The sequence below is a fragment of the Glutamicibacter sp. BS14 genome (genome assembly GCF_056934375.1).
The window spans coordinates 2,293,919-2,317,020 of sequence record NZ_CM167801.1 but is presented as its reverse complement, the minus strand read 5'-3'; the positions used below and the strand labels follow the sequence as shown (position 1 = coordinate 2,317,020).

Annotated in this window: 20 protein-coding genes and 1 tRNA gene; 4 read left to right on the top strand and 17 right to left on the bottom strand. The window is 61.5% G+C overall.

Annotated elements, in window-relative coordinates; translation table 11 throughout:
* Positions 1-17: 17 nt before the first annotated feature.
* The 12 genes from AC1Z36_RS10985 to AC1Z36_RS10930 all read right to left on the bottom strand — a co-directional run bounded on the left by AC1Z36_RS10985 (position 18) and on the right by AC1Z36_RS10930 (position 12,714).
* Entirely contained in the window at positions 18-1,754 is a 1,737-nt protein-coding gene (locus AC1Z36_RS10985; RefSeq protein ID WP_483561252.1) for an HNH endonuclease signature motif containing protein, read from the bottom strand.
* A gap of 111 nt (positions 1,755-1,865) precedes the next feature.
* Positions 1,866-1,938 (bottom strand) — tRNA-Ala (locus tag AC1Z36_RS10980).
* A 72-nt stretch (positions 1,939-2,010) separates the two neighbouring features.
* On the bottom strand, positions 2,011-2,391 hold the full coding sequence (gene rsfS / locus AC1Z36_RS10975; protein WP_105658500.1) for a ribosome silencing factor: 381 nt from the start codon (positions 2,389-2,391) through the stop codon (positions 2,011-2,013).
* Between the two features lie 57 nt (positions 2,392-2,448).
* Positions 2,449-3,831 (bottom strand): hypothetical protein, encoded by a 1,383-nt coding sequence (locus tag AC1Z36_RS10970; RefSeq protein ID WP_146112903.1) that lies wholly within the window; start codon positions 3,829-3,831, stop codon positions 2,449-2,451.
* 82 nt (positions 3,832-3,913) lie between these two features.
* Positions 3,914-4,519 carry a nicotinate-nucleotide adenylyltransferase gene (gene nadD / locus AC1Z36_RS10965; RefSeq protein ID WP_105658499.1) on the bottom strand — a complete coding sequence of 202 codons (606 nt, stop codon included), beginning with the start codon at positions 4,517-4,519 and terminating at the stop codon, positions 3,914-3,916.
* Between the two features lie 2 nt (positions 4,520-4,521).
* A complete protein-coding gene (locus AC1Z36_RS10960) occupies positions 4,522-4,734 on the bottom strand; it encodes a hypothetical protein (protein ID WP_105658498.1) in 213 nt (70 codons plus the stop codon).
* A gap of 118 nt (positions 4,735-4,852) precedes the next feature.
* Positions 4,853-6,139 carry a glutamate-5-semialdehyde dehydrogenase gene (locus tag AC1Z36_RS10955; RefSeq protein ID WP_402734982.1) on the bottom strand — a complete coding sequence of 429 codons (1,287 nt, stop codon included), beginning with the start codon at positions 6,137-6,139 and terminating at the stop codon, positions 4,853-4,855.
* A gap of 16 nt (positions 6,140-6,155) precedes the next feature.
* Positions 6,156-7,313 carry a glutamate 5-kinase gene (gene proB / locus AC1Z36_RS10950; RefSeq protein WP_105658496.1) on the bottom strand — a complete coding sequence of 386 codons (1,158 nt, stop codon included), beginning with the start codon at positions 7,311-7,313 and terminating at the stop codon, positions 6,156-6,158.
* Positions 7,314-7,316: 3 nt separating this feature from the next.
* Positions 7,317-8,906 carry a GTPase ObgE gene (gene obgE, locus AC1Z36_RS10945; protein WP_105658495.1) on the bottom strand — a complete coding sequence of 530 codons (1,590 nt, stop codon included), beginning with the start codon at positions 8,904-8,906 and terminating at the stop codon, positions 7,317-7,319.
* A gap of 124 nt (positions 8,907-9,030) precedes the next feature.
* Positions 9,031-9,285, bottom strand: a complete 255-nt coding sequence (gene rpmA / locus AC1Z36_RS10940) for a 50S ribosomal protein L27 (RefSeq protein ID WP_013349162.1) — start codon at positions 9,283-9,285, stop codon at positions 9,031-9,033.
* A gap of 48 nt (positions 9,286-9,333) precedes the next feature.
* Positions 9,334-9,642 carry a 50S ribosomal protein L21 gene (rplU, locus tag AC1Z36_RS10935; RefSeq protein ID WP_013349163.1) on the bottom strand — a complete coding sequence of 103 codons (309 nt, stop codon included), beginning with the start codon at positions 9,640-9,642 and terminating at the stop codon, positions 9,334-9,336.
* A 228-nt stretch (positions 9,643-9,870) separates the two neighbouring features.
* On the bottom strand, positions 9,871-12,714 hold the full coding sequence (locus AC1Z36_RS10930; RefSeq protein WP_105661423.1) for an Rne/Rng family ribonuclease: 2,844 nt from the start codon (positions 12,712-12,714) through the stop codon (positions 9,871-9,873).
* 606 nt (positions 12,715-13,320) lie between these two features.
* On the opposite strand from AC1Z36_RS10930, the gene AC1Z36_RS10925 reads away from it, so the two are divergent.
* Positions 13,321-13,944, top strand: coding sequence for a vitamin K epoxide reductase family protein (locus AC1Z36_RS10925; protein WP_105661424.1), 624 nt, complete (start codon positions 13,321-13,323; stop codon positions 13,942-13,944).
* Between the two features lie 260 nt (positions 13,945-14,204).
* A complete protein-coding gene (locus AC1Z36_RS10920; protein ID WP_105658492.1) occupies positions 14,205-14,792 on the top strand; it encodes a GNAT family N-acetyltransferase in 588 nt (195 codons plus the stop codon).
* A gap of 75 nt (positions 14,793-14,867) precedes the next feature.
* Here AC1Z36_RS10920 and AC1Z36_RS10915 read toward each other — a convergent pair whose 3' ends face one another.
* The gene (locus tag AC1Z36_RS10915) at positions 14,868-15,140 is read right to left on the bottom strand and encodes a hypothetical protein (protein ID WP_286134567.1); all 273 of its coding nucleotides are present in this window, start codon (positions 15,138-15,140) and stop codon (positions 14,868-14,870) included.
* A 189-nt stretch (positions 15,141-15,329) separates the two neighbouring features.
* On the opposite strand from AC1Z36_RS10915, the gene AC1Z36_RS10910 reads away from it, so the two are divergent.
* Positions 15,330-16,619: an AI-2E family transporter gene (locus AC1Z36_RS10910; RefSeq protein ID WP_105658490.1), complete on the top strand. Its 1,290-nt coding sequence runs from the start codon at positions 15,330-15,332 to the stop codon at positions 16,617-16,619.
* A gap of 352 nt (positions 16,620-16,971) precedes the next feature.
* Positions 16,972-17,178, top strand: coding sequence for a hypothetical protein (locus AC1Z36_RS10905; protein ID WP_105661425.1), 207 nt, complete (start codon positions 16,972-16,974; stop codon positions 17,176-17,178).
* Positions 17,179-17,241: 63 nt separating this feature from the next.
* Here AC1Z36_RS10905 and ndk read toward each other — a convergent pair whose 3' ends face one another.
* The 4 genes from ndk to ileS are packed head-to-tail and all read right to left on the bottom strand — an operon-like array spanning position 17,242 to position 22,745.
* Positions 17,242-17,658: a nucleoside-diphosphate kinase gene (ndk, locus tag AC1Z36_RS10900; RefSeq protein ID WP_105658488.1), complete on the bottom strand. Its 417-nt coding sequence runs from the start codon at positions 17,656-17,658 to the stop codon at positions 17,242-17,244.
* A gap of 40 nt (positions 17,659-17,698) precedes the next feature.
* Positions 17,699-18,133, bottom strand: a complete 435-nt coding sequence (locus tag AC1Z36_RS10895) for a DUF4233 domain-containing protein (protein ID WP_105658487.1) — start codon at positions 18,131-18,133, stop codon at positions 17,699-17,701.
* Positions 18,133-19,428 carry a bifunctional folylpolyglutamate synthase/dihydrofolate synthase gene (locus AC1Z36_RS10890; protein ID WP_388022955.1) on the bottom strand — a complete coding sequence of 432 codons (1,296 nt, stop codon included), beginning with the start codon at positions 19,426-19,428 and terminating at the stop codon, positions 18,133-18,135. The genes AC1Z36_RS10895 and AC1Z36_RS10890 overlap by 1 nt, the downstream gene beginning before the upstream one ends.
* A 56-nt stretch (positions 19,429-19,484) precedes the next feature.
* Positions 19,485-22,745: an isoleucine--tRNA ligase gene (ileS, locus tag AC1Z36_RS10885; protein ID WP_483561251.1), complete on the bottom strand. Its 3,261-nt coding sequence runs from the start codon at positions 22,743-22,745 to the stop codon at positions 19,485-19,487.
* Positions 22,746-23,102 lie beyond the last annotated feature (357 nt).

Genomic DNA, 23,102 nt, shown 5'->3' with positions numbered 1-23,102 from the left:
ATCTTGCTAGGGGGATCTCAAGGTTCGACGATTTCTACGTCCAGCTCCCCCGCGCGCCACTTCGCTGTCGTTTCATCCGCCAACGCTTCAGCTTCCAATGCCTCTGCGGGAGTCATGAAATACGTATTGATCCGCAATTTCTGTTCCGGATCCAATTCTGGTGAAAGCAATACCATCGGCCTGCTCTCCGGAATCTTCACCGCGTGGAACAACCCGCAATGCCGGGCAGTGTGGTGTATCAGGCAATTCAACCCGGCAGACTTGATATCCGTTCGTCCACCCTTTTCCCACGCGTCCAGATGATCAATTTCGCACCGTTCTACGGGCATGCTGCATCCAGGATAGGAACAGCCCCGGTAGGCGGCTCGGATCGCACGGCGCTGGGACTTCGAATACAGTCGTTGCGTCCGGCCTAAATCGAGGGGCAGGCTCTGGCCATTGAGCACTACCGGATACACTCCGGCATTGCACAGCGCAGTTCTGACTTCACCAGCAGACAAGGACATCCCACTGCTGGTGACCGCGAAGTCTTGTGCTTGCTCTTGCATCTTGTCCCAATTCAGAATGATGCTCACCTGCGGTGCGACCAACCCAGCACGTTGACCCGGCGGGTCACTGGTGCTCGTCCTGTCACTCATCAGCATTGCCATGAATCCAACTAAACGGCGTCGCTCGGGCTTCAAATCCTCCCATGGAGTGACTGCACCATTGGTAGCTGATTCAGTATTACGTTCTTCAGGATCCCCCGGCCGGCAACATTCTTCCTCGTCATCCGAGGTCTCCGAAACTTGTTCGTTGTTGTCTGCCGGCGGACTATCGTCTTCGGTTTCTTCGTCCGCCACCGGATCGTCTTTTGCCCAGTCCGGTTTGGACTCCGCATCGTCCCAACCGGAGTCCTGCTGACCCGTGAATTGAGCCTCGGCGTCTTTCAAGCCGTCCCTGTTCCCGGCCACGGTGGCAGGATTGTCCAGTTGCGCGAAGTAGGCCTCGATATACGCCGCCTGGGAGGGCAACACACGAAGCGTATACTCGATCAGGCCCTGGCGCATGCCCTTCTTGAAGATGCCAATGCGCTCCAGCAGAGCTTTCAGCGGGCGTTTGCCGGCTTTCACCTGAGCCACCAAGTCATTGATGTGCTTACGAGCCGATTTGGGTTCTGAGCGCAGGAAAGCGACTGATTCTGCTTCCAATCGCGCTTTCTCCGCCTGGCCGGTTTCATCGTCGCCGAAATCATTACGTGCCGAATGCAGCTTCAAGGCCGTAGAAGCTACCAATCGCGGGTCCACATTCGGGGCTTCGAATTGCGCGGCTAGCTCCGGGAGCCACGGCTCTACCGGTTGCGCTGCTTGATCGACACCACCTAGCAGGCAGTCGGCTTGGACTAGCCGAGTTCCTGCAGTGCCGCGCGGAATATTCAGCCAGTCGGTCATCATGCCTTTGGCGTCTTTGAAATGGGTGCGCCCGGTAGTGGCATGTCCTTCGGCGGCTTCAAGTTGTTCCAGCGTGGGATCGACACCAGCATCGCTGACCGCTTGGAAGGAGGCCTGATCAAGTTTGTGTGCACCGGTGCGGCGTAGGGCATGAGCTGCGTGGATCTGTGCCCGACTGAGCTTTTGGTTGATTTCCTCGACATACAGCGCGAATATCGCAGCGTGGCCGGCCGGTACGTCGCCGGACAGGATCGAAGTAGCCAAGGCGATTAGCTTGCCCGCCTCGACCAGATTCGATAGTGCTTGTGCCGTCACTGTGCTCATGGGATACAGCATGCCGTGGGCATCGCGGGCACCGGCGGTGGGCAACACGGTTTGTGGAAAACAAAAAATCCTGAAATCTCGGACAAACCGAAATTTCAGGATTTTAATTTGTGGAGGTAAGGGGATTCGAACCCCTGACCTTCTGCATGCCATGCAGACGCGCTACCAACTGCGCCATACCCCCAAAAGGATTGCTGCCCTGATCAGGCAACTCCATAATCATAGATGACTACCTGATCAGGATGCAAATTGAGGGTTACTTCTGGTTTTCAGAAAGTTCCTCAGGCAGCTCGATGACTGGGCAGTCGGCCCACAGGCGTTCGAGCGCGTAGAAGATGCGGTCTTCCTGGTGCTGAACGTGGACGACTACGTCGCCGTAGTCCAGCAGGACCCAGCGTCCCTGGCCGAAGCCTTCACGGCGAATCGGACGCATGCTGTACTCGTCGAGCACCTCAGCGACGATTTCATCGACGATTGCGTTCACCTGAGGTTCTGATCCACCAGAGACAATCAAGAAAGCGTCGGTGACGCCCAAGCGGTCGGCAACGTCCAGCGCGACCATGTTTTCTGCCATCTTCTCGGAAGCCGCGTGCGCGGCAACTTTCACGAGGGCAATTGATTCGGCGTGTGCTCCCATAGAGTGGAGTGTCTCCTTATAGAGGTGTAGATCGAGAACCTAATTGTCCTACGAAAACTAGTTGCCAAGCAACATGATCAAGCCAGCAATCAATGCTGCACCGCCCACGCTGAGGGCGACGATCATCGCGATCAGCATGTTATTGGCGCGGCGGAGGCCGTGCGCCTGCACGTCAAGTGGCTGCAATCCCTGTGCATTGACCGCATCGATGCGTGGCATGTCAACGTCCGGGGCCGGTTGGGCCGTATGGGTTTCAGCCTTCTGATCCGCCGGCGCCTTTGGCGCAGGCTTAGCGGCTGGTTTTGCAACTGGCTTGGCTGCAGGCTTGGCCGGTGCCTTGGCCGCAGGCTTGGCGGGGGCCTTCGCTGCGGGTTTGGGCGCCGGCTTGGCCATAGGCTTCTTGGCTGCTGGTGCCGCTTCGTCCTTCTTGGAGCTGAGCTTGCCGCCGGCGTTGAAGTCCAGCGAAACACTCTGGGTCTTGGGCCCTTGCACGCCGGTTTTGGCGATGCGGTCCTCGACCTCGCGAATGTTGCCCATGGCGCCGGTGAAAGGATCGGAGGCCTTGTCGTCCTTGCCCTGGTTGGCATTCTGGATGCGCAGGCGTTCACGTTCCGCGGCACGGCGGGAAATGATGGCCGCGCGGGCTGCCATTTCACGCTGGTGGGCGAGCACTTCGAGATCGATCTCGGAATCGTCCTCCCCCAGCAGGTTTGGATCGACCGGGGTCTTCGGCGCGTGGGCACGGCGGGCGGCTAGCGCCTGCTCGACGCTCATGACCGTAGTCTCCGGGTCGTCTTCCTTGGGCGCAGGCTTCTTGGCGGCCGGGGCCTTCGGCTCGGCCTTGCCCTGGTCTGCCAGCGCCTGGAGGCGCAGTTGACGGCGGGTCAGCGGCTTAGGTTCCTCCGCGGGGGCGACCGTTGGAATATTAGTGGTCAGCGCGCCGACCTCTTCTTCCAGTCGACGACGCTCGCGCAAGGCCTCGCGGTCACGGGCACGGCGCAACGACGCCCGTTCACCCAGGGACTCTTCGGACTGTGGTGCGCTAGCTGGCTCAGCTGCAGGCTTTGCGCTGGGAGCCTTGGCTGGGGCTCCAGCCGGCTTGGCCGCTTCTGGCTTGGCACCTGCGGTCTTGGCGGCTGGCTTGGCCGGCTGCGGCTTGGCTGGAGCTGGTTTTGCCGGCTCTGGCTTGGGTGCAGGCTTGGCCGGCTGCGGCTTGGCTGGAGCTGGTTTTGCTGGCTCTGCCTTGGGTGCCGGCTTGGCCTTTGGGGTCGCGTCAGATTTCGCTGGCTTCGCCGAATCCTCGGCCTTTTCCGCGCTTTTCGACGCGTGCTCCTTGGCTGCCTGCTCGGCCTTGCTGTTGGCCAGCAAAGCTTCCATCTCAGCACGTCGTTTTTCGCGCAGAGCTCGCCTGCTTGAAACCGGCTGCGAGTTATCGCTCATCCTGATACTTCTCCCGACCGCATAGACAAATACCGTCACCCTTACCTAGAGATTATGCCGTGCTACCCCACCTTATGTGAGGTTACGACTCGGTATACAGCCCATATTTTGCAATGTACTGCACCACACCGTCCGGCACAAGATACCAAACCGGCTTGTCGGCGGCGACACGCTCCCGGCAATCGGTAGAGGAAATTGCCAGTGCCGGAATTTCCAATTGCGAGACATTGTCGCGACCCACATCCGCGATGACATAGCCAGGGCGGCTCACGCCAACGAAGTGGGCGAGGTCGAAGACCTGGTCGATGTCGCGCCAGCTCATGATCTGGCTCATCGCGTCGGCACCGGTAATGAAGAAGAGCTCCGCATCCGGGCGCAAGGCGCGCAGATCGAGCAAGGTGTCACGCGTGTAGGTGGCGCCTTCGCGGTCGACGTCGACCCGGCTTACGGTGAAGCGCGGGTTCGACGCGGTGGCGATCACGGTCATCAGGTAGCGGTGCTCAGCGCTGGTGACCTGGCGATCGGCCTTCTGCCAAGGCTGGCCGGTGGGCACGAAAACGACCTCATCCAGGCCGTACTCGGCGGCTACCTCGCTGGCAGCGACCAAGTGGCCATTGTGGATGGGGTCAAAAGTACCGCCCATCACGCCGAGGCGCAATGGGCGGTCTTGAGGCTTTTGCTCTGCCAAGACTAGTGGCTATGTGGTACGTGAGTCTTGAACTGGCGGTGGGTGTCCTCTGGTTCAGGCTTTGCCTCGTGGCGGTTGCCTACGTTGGTGTAGGAAACGGTAATCAGCAGCAGGACCATCAGTGCTGCGAAGATGCCCCCACCGACGATCACAGCGAAAGTGTGAGGATCCATGCCGGTGGAAGCGGCTTCCGAAGCCAAAATCAGCGCGTTCAAGATAATTCTCCAGTCGTTTTCACGAGTTCGCTAAGCCAGCAACCTGGGCGGCTGGATCAGTAGCTCGAAAAGTAACGGTACGTTTCTTCTACATCGTACCGAAAAGGGCGGTCAGAAACTATTTGCGAATGTGCCCGTCGCCCTGGACGATCCACTTGGTCGTGGTCAGTTCGGCCAGGCCCATCGGGCCGCGAGCGTGCATCTTCTGGGTCGAGATGCCTACTTCTGCGCCCAGGCCCAGCTGCCCGCCGTCGGTGAACCGGGTCGAGGCGTTGACAATCACCGCAGCCGAGTCGATCTCCGCCACGAACTGCTCGGAAGCAGCCAGCGTGGAGGTGATGATCGCCTCGGTATGGCCGGTGGAGTAGGCGCGGATGTGCTCCAGGGCCTGGTCCATGCCATCGACGACCTTCACCGCGATATCCAGGTCCAGGTACTCGTTGCGCCAGTCATCCTCCCCCGCCGGGATGGTCGGCAGCTGCGGAACCAGCGCGGCGGCTCGGTCGTCCGTGTGCAATCTCACGCCGGCTGCGGCTAGGGCCTGCAGCACTGCCGGGGCCACAGCGGCATCCTTGTGGACCAGCAGGGTCTCCACGGTGTTGCAGACGCTGGGGCGGTGGGTTTTCGCGTTGAGCAGGATATCGACGGCCATTTCCTCGTCGGCGCTCGCGTCGAGGAAGATGTGCACATTGCCTTCGCCGGTTTCGATTACCGGGACCTTGGCGGTGGTGACCACGCGCTGGATCAGCTCGCGGCCGCCACGCGGGATGAGCACGTCGATCTTTCCGCGCGCGCCCATCATGGCGTCGGCACCGGCGCGGCCGAATTCGTCGACCGAGATCACGATGTCGCGGGGCAGGGAGACGGACTCCAGCGCGTCGCGGATCACCGCGACCAGCGCCTGGTTGGAGTTCAGCGCCGCCGAACCGCCACGCAGCAGCACCGAGTTGCCGCTCTTGAGCGCCAGGCCGGCGATGTCCACGGTGACGTTCGGACGCGCTTCGTAGATGGTGCCGATGACGCCCAGCGGGACGTTGACCTGGCGCATGCGCAGGCCGTTGGGCAGGGTTTCCCCGCGCACCACGTGACCGACCGGGTCGGGCAGGCCAGCGAGTTCATGCAGCGCAGAAATCAAGCCGTCGATGCGCTTGCCATCGAGCTTCAACCGGTCCAGCAGGGCCTCGGAGGTGCCATTGGCGCGGCCGGCAGCCAGATCCTTTTCGTTGGCGCGCAGGATCATCGCACGGTTCTGGTCGATGCGCGAAGCCATGGCCGCGAGGGCGCGGTCCTTCCAGTCGCGGTTGGCGCGCTTGAGGATCCGTGCGGCGCGGCGTGCACGGTCGGCCAGCTGGTGGACGGAGGTGGTGACGTCGGTGGTCGTTTCTTCGGTGTTTACGGCATCCATACTCATGCTCCTCATTCTAGAAAATGGGTTCGATCAAAGCTAGGTCGTCAACATGCACTACTGATCTGTCGTAACCTTCGCCCAGCTCTTCAACCAGATCCGTGGTGTTGTGTCCGAGCATCTCGGGCAGTTCATGGGAGCTGAAGTTCACCAGCCCGCGAGCAAATGGGGTTCCTTCCGCGTCGCAGATCTCTACGGCGTCGCCAGCCTCGAATTCCCCGCGGACGGCGGTAATGCCGGCTGCCAGCAGCGAGTTGGTTCCCTTTTCGATGGCCTTGACTGCGCCGGCATCCAGGATCAGCTTGCCTTCGATGGAAGCCAGATAGGCCAGCCAGACGTCGCGGGCCGAACGGCGGGAGTTGCGGGCGGCGAACCAGGTGCCTACATCCTGTCCGCGCAGCGCCTTGGCGGCATTGTCGGTGCTGGTCACCAGGGTAGGAATGCCCGCCGAGGAGCTCAGGGTCGCGGCATCGACCTTGGTGATCATGCCGCCGGTGCCGACTCCGGCTGCCCCCGGGGTGCCCAGGTCCACCGCTTCGAGTTCGTCGGGGTGCTCGATGGTAGTGATGCGGCTGCCGCCGTCATCAGGGTGCGCGTCGTAGACCGAGTCCACGTCGGAGAAGAGCAGCAGCGCGTCGGCCTTGACCAGGTGGGCCACCAGCGAGGCGAGGCGGTCGTTGTCGCCGAAGCGGATTTCGCGGGTGGCGACCGCGTCATTTTCGTTCACGATGGGCAGCACGCCCAGGTTCAGCAAGCGAACCAGGGAGCGCAGCGCGTTGGTGTAGGAAGAGCGGCGCATCAGGTCGTCGGCGGTGAGCAGCACCTGGCCTACGCGCTGGTCGTACTCATCGAAAAGCTGGGTGTACTGCGCCAGCAGCAGACCCTGGCCAACGGCCGCCGCGGCCTGCTGGGTGGCAAGGTCCTTGGGACGCTTGGCCAACCCGAGCGGGGCCAGACCGGCGGCAATGGCACCTGAGGATACAAGAATGACCTCGGTACCGTTGTTGACAGTTTCAGCGAGAGTGTCCACCAGGAACTTCAACCGCTCGTGGGATATCCCGCCGCTGACCGTGGTCAGCGAGCTGGATCCAACTTTGACCACTAAGCGCTTGGCTTGAGGCAGTTGGTGGGGCGAGGTAATGGCTGAAATTGTTTTGGTGGCACTTTCACTCATACTTTAATTTTCCTCCTGGGTTGCCTTTGGTTCCGCAGTCTTTCGTCCGTACTTGGAGTCAACCGATTCGGTCCAGACGCCGGCCTTGCGTTCGGCTTCCAGCTCGGCGCGAGCCGATGCCTTGGCCGCCCGGCGCTCTTCGTGCTCGGCACGCTTTTCCTCGCGGGTCTTGCGATCGCCGCGATCCTCGAGGCGGATGTCCTCGCCGCGTCGGCTGCCGCCGAGCAGTTCGGCGCCGGCTGCCATAGTTGGCTCCCAATCGAAGACCACTGCGTTGTCCTCGGCGCCGATGATTACCGCGTCCCCTGGCTTGGCGCCGGCCTTGAACAGCTGGTTTTCGACACCCAGCTTGGCCAGGCGGTCAGCCAGGTAGCCGACAGCTTCATCGTTGCGGAAATCGGTCTGCATAATCCAGCGTTCCGGCTTTTCACCGATAACTCGCCACATTGGCTCAAAGTTCTGCTCCTCGCGGCGGATGGTGAACTCGGCACGCTTGGTGGTACGTGGACGAATCACAGGCACCTCGACTACTGGGGCTTCAACAACCTGTTCAGCGCGTGCCTGCTCTACCAATTCAGCCATAGCGAAGGACAGATCACGCAATCCGTTACGCGAGAGCGCGGAGATCTCGAAGACGCGGTAACCGCGTTTTTCCAACTCAGGGCGCACGAATTCAGCCATGTCGGCACCGTCTGGCATGTCAACCTTATTAAGTGCGATCAGCTTCGGGCGCTCGATCAGCGGCACGATGGTGCCGTCGGTACCGGCGAAGGTGGAGTCGGCTTCGTAGTTGGCCAGCTCTGCTTCGATGATGTCCAGGTCGCTGATTGGGTCGCGGTCCGCTTCCAGCGAGGCGCAGTCCAGCACGTGCACGATGGCGGCACAGCGCTCAACGTGGCGCAGGAACTCGTGGCCCAGCCCCTTGCCTTCGGAGGCTCCAGGGATCAGGCCAGGCACGTCGGCGACAGTGAAGCGGGTTTCGCCTGCTTCGACGACACCCAGGTTAGGCACCAGGGTGGTGAACGGGTAGTCGGCGATCTTCGGGCGTGCCGCGGACACGGCGGCGATCAGCGAGGATTTGCCGGCCGATGGGTAGCCCACCAGCGCGATATCCGCCATGGACTTCAGTTCCAGGACAATATCCTGGCCGGTTCCGGGAATGCCCAGCAACGCGAAGCCCGGGGCCTTGCGCTTGTCCGAGGCGATGGACGCATTGCCCAGGCCGCCCATGCCGCCTATTGCGGCGATGTATTCATCGCCCGGCTTGACCAGGTCGCCGAGGATGTCGCCGTCCTTGGTCTTGATGACGGTGCCGGCAGGTACGCCCAGGACCAGGTCCTCGCCGCTCTTGCCCGGGTGCAGACCGCCCTTGCCCGGCTCGCCGTTGCCGGCCTTGCGGTGCGGCAGGTGGTGGAAGTCCAGCAGCGTGGTGACCTGGGGGTCGACGCGCAGGATGATGTCTCCGCCCTTGCCGCCGTTGCCGCCGTCGGGACCGCCAAGCGGCTTGAATTTCTCACGCTTGATGGACACACAACCGTGGCCACCATTACCTGCGGTGACATGAAGGGTTACGCGATCAACGAATGCAGCCACGGGGCCATCTTCTCCTAGTACGGGGTTGCGAGGGTTACTCGCTTAAAAGTCTAACTATGCACGCAAGGGGCGGACCGAAATCGGCCCACCCCTTGTGTACTAAAAAATTTGCCTGTTGCCTGAATTAGGCAGCAGCCACAATGTTCACCACGCGGCGACCACGACGGGTGCCGAACTCGACTGCGCCAGCAGCCAATGCGAACAGGGTGTCATCCTTGCCACGGCCTACGCCGGCGCCTGGGTGGAAGTGGGTGCCACGCTGGCGAACGATGATTTCGCCTGCCTTGACTTCCTGTCCACCATAGCGCTTTACGCCTAGGTACTGTGCGTTGGAATCGCGACCGTTGCGAGTGGAACTCGCACCTTTCTTATGTGCCATGCCTTTTAGCCTCTTTCGCTACAAAAATGGATTCTACGATTGCCTGAATTAGGCGATCGAGGTGACCTTGACCTTGGTCAGAGCGGCACGGAAGCCCTGGCGCTTCTTGTAACCGGTCTTGTTCTTGTACTTCTGGATTACGATCTTCTCGCCGCGAAGGTTTTCTACAACCTCAGCGGTGACCGTGACCTTAGCCAGATCGGCAGCTGCGGAAGTTACCTTCTCGCCATCTACCAACAGCAAAGCTGGAAGCTCGATGGAGCTGCCTGGGGCAGCCTGAAGACGGTCAACGGTGATGAGGTCTCCAACGGAAACCTTCTCCTGGTGGCCGCCTGCGCGGACAATTGCGTACACCACGTGGGTACTCACTTCTACTCGACGTTTATTGTCTTACCGGCGCAGATATCGACCCGAACACCCACAAAGTGGATGCGATCCCGGGGATCTCATGCGCTTGTGCCTTGACGCCGAGCGGACCAAAAGTCCGTGATCTTGGCGTTTAGCACCGATCAACTAGATTACGCTAGTCCACACCGCTGGAGCAAATACAAACTGCCCCAGCGAGGGAAGCGTGATCAAGTTCATCTATTTCAGTTCGCGTACTGGAACACCCACACCGAGCATTACCGGTTGCCCGGCAGGCTCAGCTGGCTTATCTTTCTGCGAACCGGAGGCATCCATCTGAACTACCGAACCGGTAGCGGCGGATACCTCTGCCACGAGAACCTCTGCAGTCGCATCGCCCTGGACCGAGGTGGCCCGACGACTGCGACGCTTTGGCTTCGTGGAATTCTGTGGGGCTGCCGCGGTGGCGGCAACTGGGACGGAAGCCGCGGGGCTGCTGGACTCAGCAGGCGCGCTGGCAGCAGGCATGGCCAGGCCGGTGAGCACCGGCTGGTCCTGCTGTGCCGCTTCCTGCGGACGCGAAGCACGGCGTGAACGCTTGCGCGGCTGGTCCTCGGACGTCGAGGCGGCAACAGGTTCAGGAGCAGCCTGCTGTTCCTGGTTGGCCTGAGCTTCCTCGTTGCCCGAAGCGTTTTCCTCGGACTGGTTGCGTCCGCGTCCACGGGAGCGTGAACGGCGGCGCGGCTTGCGGCTGCCGTCCTGCTCGTCGCTGGACTCATCCTGGCCCGGCAACGCTGCTTCCAGCGCTTCCAGGGTAACCGAGGCCTCGGTGCCCTGCGCAGACGCCGCGGACTTGGCCACAGGAATCTGTTCGCCCTCGATGCTCACTGCGTTTTCAGCAGCGGCATCCAGGTGCGAAGCGGCGGCAATGCTGGCCAGGGCGTTGCGCGTGGCTTCGTCCTTCTCCCCTGCTGCCGGCTCCTGCTTCTCAACTGGCTTCTGCTCGTCCTTCTCGCCGCCACGACGGCGGCGGGAGTTGCGGCTTGGCTTGTCGTTGAACTTCTTGCTGTGCGCTTCGCCCTGCGAGTTGAAGGTCTTGCGCGATTCAACTGGCTCTTCGTGGGTGATGAAGCCAGCACCTGCACAGTGCTCGCACTCTTCACCGAAGACTTCGAGCAGGCCGGTGCCCATGCGCTTGCGCGTCATCTGGACCAGACCCAGCGAGGTCACTTCAGCAACCTGGTGCTTGGTCCGGTCGCGGCCCAGGCACTCCACCAGGCGGCGCAGCACCAGATCGCGGTTGGATTCCAGGACCATGTCGATGAAGTCGATGACGATGATGCCGCCGATGTCACGCAGGCGCAGCTGGCGGACCACTTCTTCGGCCGCTTCCAGGTTGTTCTTGGTCACGGTCTCTTCGAGGTTGCCGCCCGAACCGGTGAATTTACCGGTGTTCACGTCGATGACGGTCATCGCTTCGGTGCGGTCGATGACCAGCGAACCACCCGAAGGCAGGAAGACCTTGCGGTCCAGCGCCTTGGCGATCTGCTCGTCCACACGGAAGTTGGCGAAGATGTCCTCTTCGGCTTCCCACTTCTCCAGGCGGCCCATCAGATCCGGTGCCACGTACATGACGTAGGCCTCGATGGTGTCCCAGGCGTGGTCACCGGAGACGATCAGCTTGGTGAAGTCCTCGTTGAAGACGTCGCGGACCACCTTGATGGTCAGATCGGGTTCCGAGTACAGCAGTTCCGGAGCCAGGGTCTTGGTGGAGTTGGCCTGCTCTTCGATGCCTTCCCACTGCGCACGCAGCCGGTTGATATCGTTGGTCAGTTCTTCCTCGGAAGCGCCTTCGGCGGCGGTGCGCACGATGACGCCCGCGTTTTCCGGCAGGTGGTCCTTCAGGATCTTCTTCAGGCGCTGGCGTTCGACATCAGGGAGCTTGCGCGAGATGCCGGTCATCGAACCACCTGGCACGTAGACCAGGTAGCGTCCAGGCAGGGAGATCTGGCTGGTCAGCCGGGCGCCCTTGTGGCCTACCGGGTCCTTGGTGACCTGCACCAGGACCGAGTCGCCAGCCTTCAAGGCGTTCTCAATGCGGCGCGGCGCGCCTTCGAGAGCGGCTACGTCCCAGTTCACTTCGCCTGCGTACAGCACGGCGTTGCGGCCGCGGCCGATATCCACGAAAGCAGCTTCCATGGATGGCAGCACATTCTGCACCTTGCCGACGTACACGTTGCCGATCAGCGAATCCTGCTGGGTCTTGGAGACGAAGTGCTCTGCAAGCACTCCATCTTCCAGTACGCCGATCTGGATGCGGTCCTCGCGCTGGCGCACGATCATCTTGCGCTCGACGGATTCGCGGCGGGCCAGGAACTCGGCCTCGGTGATCACCTGGCGGCGGCGACCGGTTTCGCGTGATTCGCGGCGGCGCTGGCGCTTGGCTTCCAATCGGGTGGAACCGCGCACCGAAGCGACCTTGTCGTTGACCGAGCTGTGGCTTTCGATACTGCCACGCGGGGCGCGCACACGGGTAACGGTGTTCGGCGGATCATCCTGCGAGCCGCCCTCAAGTTCCAGATCCACTTCCCCGCGGCGACGGCGGCGGCGGCGGCGCGAAGTCACGTCGTCGGCATCGGCGTCTGCCTCGGGATCTGCGGCAGCTGCGCGGCGAGCAGGTTCCTGCTTCTTCGCAACAGCCTGGGCCAGAACAGCCTGAGCTGTTTCCGGCACGGCGAAAGGATTCAAGATCATGGTGCTGCCGTGTTCGGCCAGCAGCATGCCGGTCTGGTCAACGTCGTTCGCTTCCTCAACCGGTGCAACTTCCTGCTCGGCCGGGGCAGCGATTTCAGCGCTCTGCTCCTGGACGTCTTCCTGCTTGTCCTGGACGTCTTCCTGCTTGGCCGCGGCGACCTCTACGGCCTCGTCATTCGCGGTATTGCGCACTGCCTGCGCCCGGCGTTCGGCCTGGCGGCTGGCCCGCTTGGTGGAATCAGGGGTGGAGATCTGGGTGCGGCGGGTGGCCCGCCAGCGGTATGGGCTTTCCTCGACGCCGGCAGCGGCATTGAGTTCGGCCAAGGTCATGGCGCGACGCAATGGTCGCGCGGGTGTGGTTGAAACACTGGTACGGCGGGCTCGTGTTGAACGGTTGCCCCGCTTATTACCTTGCGTTCCGCCCTTTCGTTGATTTGCTGCGCTCATTTAAATTCGCGTACTCCTACTATGTCCCGCTCGGGCATCCTCCACAGACGGCGCCGTTGCTGAAACTACAATCATCACGTGTCGCTTGGCCTACTTATCTTCCAGTAGTCCGGACACAAAAGCTCGCTATTTTCCGCGGGTTCGACGCTGGTCCAAATTTCTGAACCAGGCGCAAATCCTGCGGATCAACGTGGCCTAAGAAAACCGGCTGCTTTCCTTTGCAGCCCTACGATCCGCGGTATTCCCCCGGGAGGCGCACATATTGGGCACTCAACCGAAGCGATGCATCGCCTGTCGATCTGTTGTTTCAAAAGTCTGTCGTCGGGTTGAAAGCAGACTGTGGATCCGCGAACAACCATTCCCATTCTCTCATATTTCGTTCACGCCTTGTTCATTGCTTCTCACCAGATGCACAGAAATGCTTCCTAGTATGAAAAAGGCCTTGGCGGAATAACCCGCTTTCCTATGAACTTATGGAATAGTCAAAACATGGTTTCATCACAAGAAAATAGCCACGGCTCGGGCGTGTTGCCCTGGTGGGCTAAGGAACGCGGCTTCGGGCTGTTCATCATCGTTACGGGATTGATCTCTTGGCTCGCCGCCGGAATCCTGGTCCTGGAACGCTTGGAGTTGTACAAGAACCCCGACTACATCACCAGTTGCGACGTCAATCCCTGGATCTCCTGTGGCACCGTGATGAAATCCGAGCAGGCAGGAATTTTCGGATTCCCCAATCCCTTCTTCGGGATCGTTTGCTTCGCTGTTGTTATCGCCATCGGCTTCGCCCTGCTGGCCGGCGCAACAAACCTGAAGCGCTGGTTCTGGCTGTGCTTCCAGCTGGGCATCACCGCCGCTATGGGCTTGGTGATCTGGTTCTGGTCCCAGGCCCTGTATGAAATCAACGCCCTGTGCCCTTACTGCATGGTCGTGTGGGCCATGACGATTCCCTTGTTCGTGTTCACGACCGCACGCAATGTGCTTACCGGCGTGATTTCTGCTGGAGTCGGCGTGAAGAAGTTCTTCGCCGAGTGGAGCTGGATCATTACCGCCGTCATCTGGGCGCTCGTTGCCGCATCGGTCGTCCTGCGTTTCCCGCTCGCCTTCTTCGGCTAGAGCCCGGCTTCCATGCCCACCTGCGGGGCCGCTACTTCGGTAGCGGCCCCGCAGTGCTGTTCCTGGCGCTCCCCCACCCCGCCGCCAACCAGGTCGGCCGGCCTTGTGCCGCTGCTTGTTGCACCCCGGCGCGCCACCGGCGCCAAGACATCCCGCTTCGGCCTTCGATCCGCGTCAAAACGGCCATCGGCAAGGCCGGGAAGGGTTCGCCGTCAACGATCTTCCGGATACTGCCCAGCTAGACCCGGTAGATTAGAAGCATGGCAAGTGACATATGGAACACAGAAAATGCCCAGGACTACGGAATCAACCTGCTGATTTCCGAACACCTTCGGCTCCGTGAACTACAAGAGGAAGATCTTGCGTTCCTCACCCAATGGTGGAATAGCCCAGAATTCATGGCCCTGCAGGGCAACCTGGTACTTCCCCACCCGATCACCGAAGCCGCAGAACTCTTCAAATCGCGCAGCGTCAACCGTGGCACTACCGACGGCGTGGGACTTTCCATCACGCTTCCCGATGACACGCTGATCGGGCACACCGCTTTGTACGACTACAACGCGCCGGCCCGTTCGGCCGAATTGATGATCATGATCGGTGGTTCAAATGTGGGCCAAGGCTATGGCACCTTGGCCACCAAGATGATCATCGACTACGGCTTCCGCGAGATGGGCTTGAACCGCATCGGCTTGAACGCCTGGGCGTACAACGAGCGCGCACTGCGCACCTTCAACCGCGCAGGATTCCGCGAAGAGGGCCGAGTGCGCCAGGCTGGATTCCACGATGGGTCGTTCCACGACAAGATCATCATGGGCCTGCTGGCCAAGGAGTACTTCAACGCCAGGTAATCCGCACAGGCAGAGAACGAGACCTCAACAGAGCTGGGGCCGCGCACTGCGCGGCCCCAGCTCTGCTGCGTCAGTTCACTTCTGGACCAGACCCGCATAATCGGTCTGATAGCCCGTTACAGGCTGGTGAGGGATTTCTTCCCAGCGTTCTGGATCTTCTTGCTGGACTTCGCCCGATGCCATTCCGAGCAGCAATTCCTTGAGCGCAAGAACATTTTGGCGAATCAACTTGCCGCGGGACTTCTGCCCGAGGCTTCCGTCACTGCTATTTCCACTGGTTTCAAAGAAGACCACCGGGTTTCGATGCCCGTCGGCATTGAGCCCCCGGTAGTTCAAGCCCAGCATCATTGCAGAGACGACGCCGCAGGAATGCCGGGGAAATCAGCCCGTGGGTGCACGAATCGATGCATTCGGGCACGAAAACGGGTTAGTGGCCAGTGTGAACGCCAAAAAATCAGCATTTCGGTGTTGCCTTGGGACCTTGTCAAGTCGTTAGCCTATTGTTAGAGCTATCAGAACCAGCTACAAGGAGCGACTATGGCTTTTTTCCGTAAGGTCAGGCCCGCCGCGTTGTTGAAAAAGCAACCTCAGGACGACAAGCCGACACCTGCCGAGCACCACCGTGTTCCGGCCAGGGACGCCAAACCAGATTTCACGGTCACCAGCCTGTGGACCGACTTGCTAGGACGCCTAGGCATTCGAAGCGCCCAGCTGCTGGTAGTTGGCGCGCTGGCAACATTCCTCATCATCGGCATGCTCCGCTTGACCATGATCGTGATCCCGACGTTGCTGGCCGTCATCATTTCCTGTGCGTTGTGGCCCCTGGTGGTCAAGCTGCGCAAGTTTGTTTCCCCGATGCTGGCAGCATGGATCGTTTTTCTCGGATCCCTATTGGTCCTCGGAGGCATTGGCACCGGCCTGGTCTTCTCGGTCATCAAGGAATGGCCAAAGCTCGTTGACCAAGCTGTTGAGGGCTTCAACCAGCTCAATGACATGGTTCAGGGCTTCATCGGCACGATGCCTTTCAGCGTCGACCAGAGCCAGATCGATAATGTTGTCGAAACGGTAACCGGCTTCTTGACCAGTTCCCAGTTCGGCACCGGCGCTTTGAACACGCTGAGCGCAGCAGGCAGCTTCGTGACCGGCCTGGTCCTGCTGCTGGTGATCCTGTTCTTCTTCCTGAAGGACGGCGACAAGATCTGGGCCTTTGCCGTGTCGTGGACTCCACGCCACTACCGCAACAAGTGGATTCTTTCCGGCGACCGCGCGCTGCGCACCTTCGGCGGCTACATCCGCGGTACTGCCACCGTGGCCGCGGTGGATGCTTTGGGCATCACCGCGACGCTGCTGATCGTGCAGGTTCCATTGGCCATCCCGCTAGGCGTCATTGTCTTCCTCGGTTCCTTCGTGCCGATGGTAGGTGCCACCGTTGCCGGCATCCTGGCCACGCTGATTGCATTGGTTACCAACGGACCTGTGGTGGCGCTGATCGTGCTGGCTGCGGTGATCCTGGTGAACCAGCTGGAGGGCAACTTCCTGCAGCCGGTCGTCATGGCCAACGCCCTGAGCCTGCATGCACTGGTCGTGCTGATGGCACTGACCGCAGGCACCGTCCTGGCAGGCATCGTTGGCGCCGTCCTGGCGGTGCCACTGGTGGCCGCTTCATGGGCGGTGATCAAGGTATGGACCGGGCGCGACAAATCCGATGCGGTGGCTGAAGCCAGCGAGGACATCAAGTCTGAAGTCGAGATCAGCGAAGAGCAAGCGGCTTTCGACAAACTCGAAGCGAAGGAACAGCACCAGGAATCCCTCAAGGATTCCGAGTAGCTGTTGCGGCTGGGGCGCTCCTGCACGTCAGGGGCGCCCTTCCTTTTGCCACTTAAATGCTCTTGATCGAATTATTTCCAATTAATTCTCAAAGAGTTCATGCCCTCATCCAGCCCCGGCTTCCCGGGGTTTTCGCGCTGGGGACAAGACCGGTGGACCCGATCCCGCGTTGCCGTGGATGTGGTTTGTGTGTTTAATGTGACTGAAGTGATGGAAGTGGAGCGACGCGGGATGCGCAATCGCCTTGAGAAGTTTTGCTGCATGTCTTCGTTTTCCCCAACAGGGAAAACCCGCGCCACGCTTCGCCCGCAATCAATGTGCTAACGCGCACTGAAGACTGGGAGGTATCCACGTGCTGGAATTCAGCAATGACGGAGCAGATAAGTATCTTTCGCACATAGTCGGCCCTATCACCGACCACCACCAGGTGGTCAGGATCGGCGCTGCAGAGCAGCTGCCGCTGGACTCGACCGCACAGGCGCTCGGAAGTTCGGTGCAGCAGGCAGCTAGCCCGCAAGGAGCTATGCTCGCCCAGGACAGTTTGGATGACTGGTTCTAGGACCCGCTTCCAGGCATGAAAAATCCCGGCAGTTTCCAACTGCCGGGATTTTCGCGTTTCGATCTACTTGCCGAACCAGATGCCGATCTCGCGCTCGGCGGACTCGACGGAGTCCGAACCGTGGACCAGGTTCTGCTGGACCTTCAGGCCCCAGTCGCGGCCGAAGTCGCCACGGATGGTGCCTGGAGCCGCGGTGGTCGGGTCGGTGGTGCCAGCCAGCGAACGGAAGCCGGGGATAACGCCCTGGCCTTCAGCCACGATCGCCACCACCGGACCGGAGAGCATGAACTCAACCAGCGGCTCGTAGAATGGCTTGCCTTCGTGCTCTGCATAGTGCTCGGCGAGCAGCTCGCGAGTAGCTTCCAGCTGCTGCAGCTTGGCAATGGTGTAGCCCTTGGCTTCAATGCGGCCAAGGATCTGTCCGGTCAGACCGCGCTTGACGCCATCTGGCTTGACCAGGATCAGGGTACGTTCAGTCATGTGACTACCTCTTCGTATCGTTGATGTACTTCTTAGGTTCTCAGGCTTGCTCGGGGTTCGCTTTTTCCCAGGCTTCTTGGGCGGCGGCGCGGCGCTTGTTCACTGCGTCGATTTCGCCGCCCTTGTTCAGCGCATACCACCAGCACAGGGCGAAGGCCGCTGCGAGGTAGAACATGTCCGGCAGGATGAAGCCGCACAGGAAGAACACTACCTGCAGGATCCAGCCGATGATGTAGCCGATCTTCTTGCCCAGCAGGGCGCAGTTGAAGATGCACAGCAGCGCCACGGCAGCGCCGAGGCTGAGCACGACCACCGGTTCTCCGCCACGCTTGAGCCCGAAGGCCGCGAGGGTGACGAACACCGCCAGCAGCGCCTCGCAGACCAGCACTGTTGATGCGAACATCATTTTCGTGGAGCGCTGCTTCTTCTTCATCCCAGGACGCCACTCGCGCTGGGCACGGGTGAGTTTAGCCATCAGGATTCGCCTCCCTTCAGCAACAGTGAAATCTCGCCCACCAGTGTAATCGAACCGGTCACCAGCACGCCGCCGGACAAGTCGTTGCCTGCCTCGGCGCGGCCCACCGACCATTCGATGGCATCTTCCAGGTCCTCGGTGACGTGGATGTCCTCTTCCGGCCAGCCAGCGTCGATCGCCATGGTGGACAGTTCGCCGGCCGGGATGGCCCGCGGCGAGGACGACTGGGTGATGCAAATGTCCTCAACCATGTCACCGTACTGCTCGCGCATGGTGTAAAGCATTGCTTCGGCGTCCTTCTCCTGCAAGATGCCAACCATCAGCACCAGGCGGGTGAAGCCGAAGGATTCCTTGATCGCCTCTGCGGTGACGCGTATGCCATCCGGGTTGTGGCCGGCATCCACCAGGATGCTCGGTGCCGCGCGGACCAGTTCCAGGCGGCCCGGGCTGGTGGCGGCCGCGAAGCCGTCGCGGACCAGATCGGCATTCAGCTCGCGCTGGCCGCCGCCCAGGAAGGCCTCCACCGCAGCCAAGGCCACGGTGGCGTTCTGCGCCTGGTGGGCACCGAACAATGGCAGGAAGATCTCGTCGTAGCGCGCCGCTTGGCCCTGGATGGACAGCAGCTGCCCACCCACGCCATGCTGGCGTTCCAGGAGCTTGAAGTCCAGGCTGTCGAAAGCTGCCGGCACCTCAAGCTCGCGGGCGCGAGCCAGCAGCACGTCGGCGGCATCCACCGGTTGCACCGAAGAGACCAGGTAGCCGCCGGGCTTGAGGATGCCGACCTTTTCTTCGGCAATCTCGCCCGGGGTATCCCCCAGCAGATCGGTGTGGTCCAAGGAGATCGGGGTGATCACCGAAACGTCGGCATCTGCCACGTTGGTGGCGTCGGTGATGCCGCCCAGGCCGACTTCGAGCACCACGACATCCACCGGAACCTCGGCGAAAACCGCGAAGGCCAGGATGGTGACAGCTTCGAAGTAGGTCAGCTTGTTTTCGCCGCGCTCGACGAGCTCGGTGTCCACGATCTGAAGGAACGGGCTGATTTCATCCCACACGCGCACGAAGGTCCCGTCGTCTACCGGGGCACCGTCAATGGCGATGCGCTCGGTGACCGAGATCAGGTGCGGCGAGGAGTAGCGGCCGGTGCGCAAGTCGTGCGCCATCAAGAGCGACTCAATCATGCGTGCGGTCGAGGTCTTGCCGTTGGTGCCGGTGATGTGGATGACCGGGCAAGCCTTGTTCGGCTCGCCGAGGATCTCCATCGCGCGGAACATCGGATCCATGCGCGGTTCCATCTTGTTTTCCGGCGCACGGGAGAGCAGTTGCGCGTAGACGCGGTCCAATTCGCTCACTAGTTGGCCTCGACTTTGCCAGAATCCAGCTTGGCCACGGTGACCTGCTCGCCATCTACCGAATCATCGGCGACAAGTTCCAGCTGCGCGGTCAGGGTTTCACCTGCCACCAGCTCGCGGTTCGCTTCCAGTGCCGCGATGGCGGCCGTGTTGGCGGTGACCACGGTGTGGATGCGATCCGATACCTGCAGGTCCGCGTCCTTGCGGGCGGACTGGATGGAGCGGATCATGTCGCGTGCGGTGCCCTCGGCAGCCAGTGCCTCGGTGACCTCGGTATCCAGCACCAGGAAGCCGCCGTCGATGACTGCCGCGGCAATTTCGCCTGCTGCATCCACCACGGTGTCCAGGGTGTACTCGCCCTCGGCCAGTTCCAGTCCTCCCGCGGTGACCACCCCGTCGGTGACCGACCAGTCCCCGGACTTGGCGCCCTTGATCGCCTGCTGCACGTTCTTGCCCAGGCGCGGACCGGCCGCACGGGCGTTCACTACCAGCTGCTGGCTGATGCCGTAGCTGGCGGCGTCGACGCCTTCGGCATCGATCAAGGTGACGGCCTTCAGGTTCAGCTCGTCCTTGATGATCGACGCGTAGGTGCCTTCCAGGCGGGCAGCGCCGGTGAGCACAACCTTCAGCTCGGCCAGCGGCAGGCGCACGCGCAGGTTCTTGGCCTTGCGCAGCGAGGAGCCCACGGAGCAGATCTTGCGGGTTGTTTCCATGGTTTCCAGCAACGCGGCGTCGGTTGGGAATTCGCTGGCTTCCGGCCAGTCCTCCAGGTGCACCGAACGTTCGCCGGTCAGCCCGCGGAAGATCTCTTCGCTGGCCAGCGGCAGCAGCGAAGCAGTGACCTTCACCAGGGTTTCCAGCGCGGTGTACAGGGTGTCGAAGGCCTGGGTGTCTTCATCGAAGAAACGCTGGCGGCTACGGCGCACGTACCAGTTGGTCAGGGTGTCCATGTACTGGCGCACGGCCTCGGTAGCATCGGAGACCTCGTAGGAATCCAGTGCCTCGGTGACTTCGCGCACCAGCTGGCCCGTGGCGGCCAGCATGTACTGGTCCAGCGGGTCGGTGGAGTCCATCGAGCGCTTGGCCTCGTAGCCGGCCCCGTTGTTGGCGGAGTTGGTGTAGAGGTTGAAGAAGTGCCAGACGTTCCACAGCGGCAGCAGCACCTGGCGCACGCCATCGCGGATGCCCTGTTCGGTCACGACCAGGTTGCCGCCGCGCAGGATCGGCGAGGCCATCAGGAACCAGCGCATGGCATCGGAGCCGTCGCGGTCCAGGACCTCGGTGACATCCGGGTAGTTACGCAGGGACTTGGACATCTTCTGCCCGTCCGAGCCCAGCACGATGCCGTGGGAGATCACGTTGGTGTAGGCCGGGCGGTCGAAGAGCGCGGTGGAGAGCACGTGCATGGTGTAGAACCAGCCGCGGGTCTGTCCGATGTACTCAACGATGAAGTCCGCCGGGTGGTGGCCGGAATCGAACCATTCCTGGTTGTTGAACGGGTAGTGCACCTGGGCGTACGGCATCGAGCCGGAGTCGAACCAGACATCGAGCACGTCTTCCACGCGCCTGAGGGTGCCGGATTCGGCGCAGCCCTCATGGGCCTTGGTCAGCTCGTCGATGAATGGGCGGTGCAGGTCAGGCTGGCCTTCGTGGTTAACCGGCATCCGGCCGAAGAAGTCCTGCATTTCCTGCAGCGAGCCGAAGACTTCGCGGTGCTCGCATTCGGCACCGCTGCATTCCCACACCGGGATCGGCGAACCCCAGTAGCGGTTGCGCGAGATGGACCAGTCGCGGGCGTTTTCCAGCCACTTGCCGAACTGGCCGTGCTTGACGTTGCCCGGGATCCAGTTGATCTGCTCGTTCAGCTCGACCATGCGGTCCTTGAACTTGGAGACCTCGACGTACCACGAGGAGATCGCGCGGTAGATCAGCGGGGTGCGGCAGCGCCAGCAATGCGGGTAGGAGTGCTCGTAGGAGGCCTGCTTGACCAGCTCGGCCTCGTCCTTGAGCACATTGGTGATGGTCTTGTTGGCGTCGAAGACCTGCACGCCGGCGATCTCGGCCAGCGGGCCGTTGCCGAAGACCGGCAGGAACTTGGCGCCCTCGTCTACCGAGAGGATCACCGGGATGCCGTGCTCTTCGCAGACCTTCTGGTCATCCTCGCCGTAGGCCGGAGCCTGGTGCACGATGCCGGTGCCGTCGGCCACAGTGACGTAGTCGGCGGTGAGAATCTGCCAGGCGTTTTCGGTGCCGTACTTCTCGGTGTCGGTGTACGTGTCCCACAGCGGCTGGTAGCGCACGCCGGCAAGCTGCTCACCGGTGTAGCTGGCGGTGATGGCCGCAGCGGCTTCCTTGGCATCCTTGTAGCCCAGGTCCTTGGCGTAGGAGCCCAGCAGGTCGCGGGCCAGCAGGAATGGCCCGGCGGCGGCCGAAGCCTTCACGCCGGCCTCGCCTGCAGGAACCACGACGTAGTCGATCGCCGGGTGCACGGCCAGTGCGGCGTTGGTTGGCAGGGTCCACGGGGTGGTGGTCCACGCCAGGGCCTGCACGCCGGCAAGTGCCTTGGAGGCTTCGGTTTCACCGGCAAGGATGGTGAAGCCCACGGTGACGGTCTGGTCCTGGCGGTTCTTGTAGACGTCGTCGTCCATGCGCAGCTCGTGGTTGGACAGCGGGGTCTCGTCCTTCCAGCAGTACGGAAGCACGCGGAAGCCCTTGTAGGTCAGATCCTTGTCCGAAAGCTGCTTGAAGGCCCAGATGACCGATTCCATGAACTCGACGTTCAGGGTCTTGTAGTCGTTTTCGAAGTCGACCCAGCGAGCCTGGCGGTTCACGTACTGCTTCCACTCATCGGCATACTTCATCACCGAGGTGCGGCAGGCGTCGTTGAACTTGTCGATGCCCATGGCTTCGATCTGCTTCTTGTCGGTCATGCCCAGCTGCTTCATGGCTTCCAGCTCGGCTGGCAGGCCGTGGGTGTCCCAGCCGAAGCGGCGCTCCACGCGCTTGCCGCGCTGGGTCTGGTAGCGCGCTACCAGGTCCTTGACGTAGCCGGTGAGCAGGTGGCCGTAGTGCGGCAGGCCGTTGGCGAAGGGAGGGCCATCGTAGAAGACGAATTCTTCGCCCTCGCGCTGGTCAATGGAGGCCTGGAAAGTGTCGTCGTTCTTCCAGTATTCGAGGACGCGCTTCTCAAGATCTGGGAATCGCGGTGAAGCCGGGGTCGAACCGGTTGGGTCTGTAGTGACCTTCGGGTAGAAGCTCATCGAATGGGCCGTCCTTCAAGCGTAGGGTCGATAAATCCTTGCCTACGAGGACGGCACGAATGCCGCGGTACCACCCCGCTTATCCCCCGCCGCAATGATGGGGAATCGCTTATCTTCAGCTGTGACGGGCTGGTCCCGTTCGGTTCTACTTGGCGTTCATGATGCTCGCGGTTCTTCCGAAGACTCACCGGTGATAGCCGGATCAAAGTCGCAGTCCTTATATCCTACCGCGTGATGCCCCAGCTGAAAATTCCCGGCAGCCTTCGAAATGCAAGTGAGCGCAGGCTCACAGCTCGGCGAGCGCAGAACACGCATGCCACCCGCAGCGCCATTCAAATATAGTTTCGAACAAGTGTT

Coding starts and splice junctions, on each gene's coding strand:
- AC1Z36_RS10985 (WP_483561252.1), bottom strand. CDS start 1,754: ATGAGCACAGTGACGGCACAAGCACTATCGAATCTGGTCGAGGCGGGC.
- rsfS (WP_105658500.1), bottom strand. CDS start 2,391: ATGGGAGCACACGCCGAATCAATTGCCCTCGTGAAAGTTGCCGCGCAC.
- AC1Z36_RS10970 (WP_146112903.1), bottom strand. CDS start 3,831: ATGAGCGATAACTCGCAGCCGGTTTCAAGCAGGCGAGCTCTGCGCGAA.
- AC1Z36_RS10955 (WP_402734982.1), bottom strand. CDS start 6,139: ATGGATGCCGTAAACACCGAAGAAACGACCACCGACGTCACCACCTCC.
- proB (WP_105658496.1), bottom strand. CDS start 7,313: ATGAGTGAAAGTGCCACCAAAACAATTTCAGCCATTACCTCGCCCCAC.
- rpmA (WP_013349162.1), bottom strand. CDS start 9,285: ATGGCACATAAGAAAGGTGCGAGTTCCACTCGCAACGGTCGCGATTCC.
- AC1Z36_RS10930 (WP_105661423.1), bottom strand. CDS start 12,714: ATGACCTTGGCCGAACTCAATGCCGCTGCCGGCGTCGAGGAAAGCCCA.
- AC1Z36_RS10925 (WP_105661424.1), top strand. CDS start 13,321: ATGGTTTCATCACAAGAAAATAGCCACGGCTCGGGCGTGTTGCCCTGG.
- AC1Z36_RS10920 (WP_105658492.1), top strand. CDS start 14,205: ATGGCAAGTGACATATGGAACACAGAAAATGCCCAGGACTACGGAATC.
- AC1Z36_RS10915 (WP_286134567.1), bottom strand. CDS start 15,140: ATGATGCTGGGCTTGAACTACCGGGGGCTCAATGCCGACGGGCATCGA.
- AC1Z36_RS10910 (WP_105658490.1), top strand. CDS start 15,330: ATGGCTTTTTTCCGTAAGGTCAGGCCCGCCGCGTTGTTGAAAAAGCAA.
- ndk (WP_105658488.1), bottom strand. CDS start 17,658: ATGACTGAACGTACCCTGATCCTGGTCAAGCCAGATGGCGTCAAGCGC.
- AC1Z36_RS10895 (WP_105658487.1), bottom strand. CDS start 18,133: ATGGCTAAACTCACCCGTGCCCAGCGCGAGTGGCGTCCTGGGATGAAG.
- AC1Z36_RS10890 (WP_388022955.1), bottom strand. CDS start 19,428: ATGGAACCGCGCATGGATCCGATGTTCCGCGCGATGGAGATCCTCGGC.
- ileS (WP_483561251.1), bottom strand. CDS start 22,745: ATGAGCTTCTACCCGAAGGTCACTACAGACCCAACCGGTTCGACCCCG.